The organism is Desulfofundulus thermobenzoicus (genome assembly GCF_009428905.1).
Lineage (GTDB): Bacteria > Bacillota > Desulfotomaculia > Desulfotomaculales > Desulfovirgulaceae > Desulfofundulus_A > Desulfofundulus_A thermobenzoicus.
Genome location: NZ_WHYR01000114.1, coordinates 1 through 1,499 on the forward strand (window position 1 = coordinate 1; position 1,499 = coordinate 1,499).

The following is a 1,499-nucleotide window of genomic DNA, read 5'->3' on the forward strand; positions in this document are numbered from 1 at the left end:
GGTGGGAGCAGCTGCCAGGGGAATCGGTACCCTCGAGATTATTATGATTGGCCTGGCCGGCGTTGTCGGAGCCGGTATTTTTGTGGCCAGCGGCATCCCGGTGCGCATTGCAGGTCCGGCTGCGGTCTTATCTTACCTGCTCAGTGCCCTGATGGTCATACCGGTAATGCTTTATCTGGCGGAAATGGAAGCCGCCTGGCCCTCCAAGGGAGCCTTCAGTGACTATGCCAACCGTTACCTGGGTCCCCTCATGGGTTTTGTCACCGGCTGGATGTATTGGTCCTCAGGGGTGCTCGGTATGGCCACTGAAGTGACCGCCTCTGCCCTGCTGATGCACTGGTGGCTGCCGGGTTGGCCGTTGTGGGTATTCAGCCTGTTTTTCTCTCTTTTGATTACTGGTGTGAACCTGCTGGATATCCGTGGCTTTACCCGCATTGAGGGGTTTTTTTCGGGGATAAAAATCATTGCTTTGCTTTCGTTCATCCTGGTCGGGCTAACCGTTTTAACCGGGCGGTGGCCGGGTCTGCCGCCGGTGGGAACACAGAATTATTTTGCCCATGGGGGGTTTCTGCCCCAGGGTATAAAAGGGGTCTTCGCTTCCCTTTTGCTGGTTATATTTGCCTATAACGGTATTCAGGTGGTCTGCTTGACGACGGCACAGGCCAATAATCCCAGACGTACCATTCCCCGGGCGGTCATGGGTACCGGGTTGACGGTGACCCTCCTGTATACCGGTGCCATTTTAGTACTGGTGGGTCTTTTGCCCTGGTACGCCGTTCCGGTTAGTTCCAGTCCCTTTGTGGCGGTTTTTGAACAGTTACACATCCCCTTTGGTAGCCATTTGTTAAACGCCATTATACTGACGGCGGTGCTTTCCAGCATGAACACCACCATGTTCGGTGTGACCAGGATGCTCGGATCCCTGGCGGATAGACATGAAGCGCCCCGGTTTTTGTTAAAAACCGACCGTCGGGGGATACCTACCAGGGCGCTGATTGCCAGCAGCATTTTTTTAGGTTTCGCTGTTATCCTGGCCTATTTGCTCCCCAGAAAAGTTTTTGTTTTTGTGGCCAGTGCCAGCGGCTTTATTTCCTTATTTAACTGGATTGTAATTACCATTACATACATTCGCTTCCGGCAAAAGCTGTCCCGGTTTAAGGCGCCCTTTACCGTGCCGGGGTATCCCTATTTGCCCTATACTTCCCTGCTTTTACTGCTGGTGGTAATGCTCTCGGTTCCCCTGGCCCGCAGCCAGATGGCCGGGATGATCAGCGGCATGTTGTTGGCCACGGTATACGTGATGATTTTTCTCCTTTTTTTCAGGCGCCGGTACAGGATGCCCGCCGGTGAATAAGTATTATCACCCGGAAGAGGCCGTGTAAAATTTCAGTAGGCACCAGAAGGGGATCAGCCCCCTGAAAAAGAAATGAGACCTCGCGCGCCCAAAAAACACCAAAAATCAAGCTAAAGGAGTGTGAGGTCTCATGTTAAATATTCGC

1 protein-coding gene is annotated in these 1,499 nt (G+C 53.0%); it reads left to right on the plus strand.

Annotated elements, in window-relative coordinates; genetic code table 11:
- On the plus strand, positions 1-1,354 hold a 1,354-nt coding region (locus tag GFC01_RS17735; RefSeq protein ID WP_152948474.1), incomplete at its 5' end, for an amino acid permease.
- Positions 1,355-1,499: the final 145 nt, after the last annotated feature.